The following is a 4,387-nucleotide window of genomic DNA, read 5'->3' as shown; positions in this document are numbered from 1 at the left end:
GTTCTTCTCGCTGCGGGATCTTTTTCCCAAGTGGCTCCGCCACGAGGGAAAAAGCTGTCCTCGCGAGAAGAACGCTGAGAACCCGCGGGTGGTCGCCTTGCTCTGGTGGTCACTGCTCAGCGGCTTCGCCACTGACAGGACAAAGACCACAAGATCCGCGCGGGCTCCTGAGTCTCGGGCCCGGGCAACGCTTTCATCGCCTCGCAGGGCAGGAACGCAGACCGGCCCCCGGTCGCGTCGAGACGCGAGTTCGGGGGCGGGTTGTCGGCTGTGGTGCGGGGAAAGTTCTTCCGGTGGGTCACCAGCTCGCGGCGGAGAGGACTTCGGCGTAGTCGCGTTCGCGGGAGGCCTGGCGGATGTCGGACTCGACCATCATCGTCATCAGCTCGGTGAAGTCCACCTTCGGTTCCCAGCCGAGTTCGCGGCGGGCGTGGGAGGAATCTGCGCACAGCGTCTCCACCTCCGCCGGGCGCACCAGCGTCGGATCGATCGCGACGTAGTCCTCCCAGTTCAGGTCGGCCGCCTCGAACGCGATCCGCACCGCGTCGCGCACCGAGTGCATCCGCCCGGTGCCCACCACGTAGTCCGCGGGCTGCTCCTGCTGCAGCATCAGGTGCATCGCGCGCACGTAGTCGCCGGCGAAACCCCAGTCCCGGACCGCGTCCAGGTTGCCCAGGTACAGCTTGTCCTGCAGCCCCAGCTTGATCTGCGCCACGGCCAGCGAGATCTTGCGGGTGACGAATTCCGCGCCACGGCGCGGGGATTCGTGGTTGAACAGGATGCCGGACACGCCCCACACGCCGTAGGACTCCCGGTAGTTCTGGGTGATGTAGTGCCCGTAGGTCTTCGCCACGCCGTACGGGCTGCGCGGGTGGAACGTGGTGGTCTCGCTCTGCGGCGTCTCGGCGACCTTGCCGAACATCTCCGAGGACGACGCCTGGTAGAAGCGGATGCCGTCCGACCCGGCGGCGCTGGAACCGTGCAGGCCGCTGACGATGCGGATCGCCTCCAGCATGCGCAGCACGCCCATGCCGTTGACCTCGGTGACCAGCTCGGCCTGCTGCCAGGACATCGGCACGAACGAGATGGCGCCCAGGTTGTAGACCTCGTGCGGCTGCACCAGGTCCACCGCCGAGACCAGGCTGCCCTGGTCCATCAGGTCACCGTCCACGAAGGACAGATCGGACGCCAGCCTGCTGACGCGGGACTTGCGGGGGTTCGCCTGACCTCGGTTCAGGCCCCACACCTGGTATCCCTGGGCGAGCAGGTGCTCGGCCAGATAGGAACCGTCCTGCCCGGTGATCCCGGTGATCAGCGCTCGCCTGGACATGTGCTTCCCCTTCCACCACCTGACAACGAACCACCCGTGCCGACCGCGTGGACGGCCGCGGGAAGGCGCGCGGCGGCGCGCCGGGTACCAGCACAGGTCGAAAGGCAACCGCCGGGAACGCCCGGCTCGGCCCGGTCCTGACGCTGGCAGCCGATCACGCGAAGTGTCAAAGAAATCAAGCACACCCTAGGGATTCGCTCAGTACTTCGTTTCCGGTTCTCTCGGGTGGCCTGCGCAGCGGGTCGGGTAGCGGAACCTCAGCACTTCGTTTCTCGACGTCGGCGACGGAGGTCTTTGATCACCGTCTTGTCAGCGGCGAAGCCGCTGAGCAGTGACCGGCTTGAGCACGACGACCACCGGCGGGTTCTCAGCGGTCTTCTCGCGAGGACAGCGATTTCGCTGTGTACGGCATACCTGAGAAATCGCGGCCACACCAGGAAAGCGGGCAGCGAGAAGGCCGCTGAGGTTCCGCTACCCGACCCGCTGATCAAGCCGCCAGAAGGTGGCCGTTGCGCGGACTAGGAATTCTCTTGGTCGTGGATTGGTGTACTGGGGTGTGGCAGGAGGTGTGCGATGACTTCGTCCGTCACGGAACCAGCCGGGCTCGACCAGGCTCCGGCCGATCCGCGCGACCCGGTCCACCGGATGTCGCGGCTGCTCGACGAGGGCAGCCTGGAGGTGACCTGGCGCGAGGGCGGCGTGGCGGTCGTCGTCGGGCAGGGCCGGATCGGCGGCGCCGAGGTCGTCGTCTACTGCACCGACGCCACCCGCAAGGGCGGTGCGATCGGCGTCGACGAGTGCCCGCCGATCGTCGAGGCCATCGACAGCGCGGTGCGGCGTCGCCTCCCGGTGATCGGGATTTGGCACTCCGGCGGCGCGAAGCTCGCCGAGGGCGTCGCCGCGATGGACGGCATCGGGCTGATGTTCGCCGCGATGGTGCGGGCCTCCGGCGTGGTTCCGCAGCTGTCGGTGGTGCTCGGACCGGCCGCGGGCGGTGCCGCCTACGGGCCTGCGCTGACCGACCTCGTGATCATGTCCGAGGGCGGCCGGGTGTTCGTGACCGGACCCGACGTGGTGCGGTCGGTGACCGGCGAGCAGATCGACATGGCCGGGCTCGGCGGCCCGGAGGCGCACGGGGCGAAGTCCGGCGTCGCGCACCTCACCACCGCCTCCGACGAGGAGGCGTTCCGGCAGGCCCGCCGGGTCACCGCCTTGCTGAGCTCCCCCGGCTCGTTCGACCTGGACGCGCTCGGCGAGCGGCAGGACCTGCGGGCGCTGCTGCCGGAATCGCCCAAGCGCGCCTACGACGTGCGCCCGCTGGTGCGCGCGATCCTCGACGACGGCCCGGAGGGATTCGCGGAGCTGCAACCGAAGTGGGCGCCGAACATGGTCACCGGCCTCGGCAGGCTCGGCGGCCGGACCATCGGCGTGCTCGCGAACAACCCGCTGCGCAAGGGCGGCTGCCTGGACTCGCTGTCGGCGGAGAAGGCGTCGAGGTTCGTGCGGTTCTGCGACTCGTTCGGCGTCCCGCTGGTCGTGCTGGTCGACGTGCCCGGCTACCTGCCGGGCGTCGGGCAGGAATGGGGCGGCGTGGTGCGCCGGGGCGCGAAGCTGCTGCACGCCTTCGCCGAGGCGGTGGTGCCGCGGGTGACGCTGGTGACCCGCAAGTCCTACGGCGGCGCGTACATCGCGATGAACTCCCGTTCGCTGGGCGCTTCCGCCGTGTTCGCCTGGCCGGACGCGGAGGTCGCGGTGATGAGCGCGAAGGCCGCCGTCGGCGTGCTGCACCGCAAGCGGCTCGCCGCCGCCACCGACGACGACCGCCCGGCGCTGGAGCAGGCGCTGATCGCCGAGCACGAACGCGTCGCGGGCGGCGTCGGGCGCGCGATGAGCATCGGCGTCGTCGACGAGCTCATCGACCCCGCCGACACCCGCCACCGCCTCGCCGACGCCCTCGCCACCACCCCGCCCGGACGCGGCGCGCACGGCAACATCCCGCTGTGACCAGGCCGATCCGAGCCGCCGCAGCAGACCCCTTCGCAGAGGAGACCCCGTGACCGATCTGGATCCCGGCAAGTGGTTGCGCCGCTACCACCCGGCACCCGGCGCCGAGGTGCGCCTGGTGTGCTTCCCGCACGCGGGCGGCTCGGCGAGCTTCTACCGACCGGTCGCGACCGCGCACTCCCCCGCCGCCGACGTCGTGGTGCTGCAGTACCCGGGCAGGCAGGACCGGCACCGGGAGCCGCTTATCACGAACATCGACGAGTACGCCGAGGCGATCACGGCGGTGCTGGCCGCCGAACCGGAGCTGCCGACGGTGTTCTTCGGCCACAGCATGGGCGCGCTGCTCGGCTTCGAGGTGGCGCACCGGCTGGAGCACGGCGCCGGCGCACCGCCGCGCGCGCTGGTCGCGTCCGGCCGCCGCGCGCCGGGCACCGCCCGCGACGAGCGGGTGCACCTGCTCGACGACGACGGGCTGCTAGCCGACGTGCGCACCCTCAACGGCGCCGCGGCGGCGCTGGAGGACGAGGAGATCGTGCGCATGTCGCTGCCCGCGATCCGCAACGACTACCGCGCGGTGGAGACCTACCCGCCGCGCCGGGACCGGGTGGTGGACTGCCCGATCGCCGTGCTCATCGGCGACGAGGACCCGAAGTCCACAGTGGACGAATCGCTGCGCTGGAAGGAGCACACCACCGGCGCGTTCCGCCTGCGCACCTTCCGCGGCGGCCACTTCTACCTGGTCCAGCAGGCCGCAGCCGTCAACGCCGAACTCACCGAGGAGCTCAGCACCCTGCACCGAACACCCTCGGCACACTGACCCGCGACCCGGCAGCCGGCCGCACGACCGTGATCAAACCGATGGGTCGCCCGGCCGAAACGATCCTTAGAACCGCCACTAGAAGGATCTTTTGATCTTGTCAGTGGCGGAGCCGCTGAGCAGTGACCAGCTTGAGCAAGTCGACCACCGGCGGGTTCTCAGCGGTTTCCTCGCGAGGACGGCTTTTTTCCTCGTGGCGGAGCCACTTGGAAAAAAGATCCCGCAGCGAGGAAACC

At 69.9% G+C, this 4,387-nt stretch carries 3 protein-coding genes; 2 read left to right on the top strand and 1 reads right to left on the bottom strand.

What is annotated here, in order from left to right; genetic code table 11:
* Positions 1-298: 298 nt before the first annotated feature.
* A complete protein-coding gene (locus tag ACWD38_RS30055; protein WP_184480953.1) occupies positions 299-1,330 on the bottom strand; it encodes a GDP-mannose 4,6-dehydratase in 1,032 nt (343 codons plus the stop codon).
* A gap of 573 nt (positions 1,331-1,903) precedes the next feature.
* Here ACWD38_RS30055 and ACWD38_RS30050 point away from each other — a divergent pair.
* Together ACWD38_RS30050 and ACWD38_RS30045 are read left to right on the top strand one after the other, a co-directional pair.
* Positions 1,904-3,334 (top strand): acyl-CoA carboxylase subunit beta, encoded by a 1,431-nt coding sequence (locus ACWD38_RS30050; protein WP_184480955.1) that lies wholly within the window; start codon positions 1,904-1,906, stop codon positions 3,332-3,334.
* Between the two features lie 49 nt (positions 3,335-3,383).
* The gene (locus ACWD38_RS30045; RefSeq protein ID WP_184480957.1) at positions 3,384-4,151 is read left to right on the top strand and encodes an alpha/beta fold hydrolase; all 768 of its coding nucleotides are present in this window, start codon (positions 3,384-3,386) and stop codon (positions 4,149-4,151) included.
* Positions 4,152-4,387 lie beyond the last annotated feature (236 nt).

The organism is Saccharopolyspora sp. NPDC002578 (genome assembly GCF_053592695.1).
Note: the sequence above shows the minus strand (reverse complement) of the source record. Positions and strands in the feature narration are given on the sequence as shown.

Coding starts and splice junctions, on each gene's coding strand:
- ACWD38_RS30055 (WP_184480953.1), bottom strand. CDS start 1,330: ATGTCCAGGCGAGCGCTGATCACCGGGATCACCGGGCAGGACGGTTCC.
- ACWD38_RS30050 (WP_184480955.1), top strand. CDS start 1,904: ATGACTTCGTCCGTCACGGAACCAGCCGGGCTCGACCAGGCTCCGGCC.